Below are 268 nucleotides of genomic sequence, written 5' to 3'. Positions count from 1 at the left end.
GATTGCTACAACAATCGCTTTGGTTCCTGTCATACCGATTTTAATTGCGCTTATTGGATTGGCCTCTAGGGCTGTACGCATTTGCGCGGCGATGAGTTTTTCGCTCATTGGAACAATTTCAGCAACATGATTATCATCTTGTACGTTAATGGAAGTAATGGCTAAACTTGCTTTTATTTGAAAATTGGCAGCTGTTTCTATATCACGAACGATACCAGCGCCGCCTGTTGGGTAGGTACCCGCAACGATAAGAACAGAAGGTATAAAC

1 protein-coding gene is annotated in these 268 nt (G+C 42.5%); it reads right to left on the bottom strand.

Annotated features, from left to right (window positions below):
* Nucleotides 1-264: bifunctional hydroxymethylpyrimidine kinase/phosphomethylpyrimidine kinase (locus ACFIK8_RS12580; protein WP_375669619.1), on the bottom strand; the 264-nt coding region annotated here is incomplete at its 3' end.
* Nucleotides 265-268 lie beyond the last annotated feature (4 nt).

It is taken from the genome of Bartonella sp. MR168JLCBS, from assembly GCF_042194175.1.
This window is presented reverse-complemented; position numbering and strand designations above follow the sequence as displayed.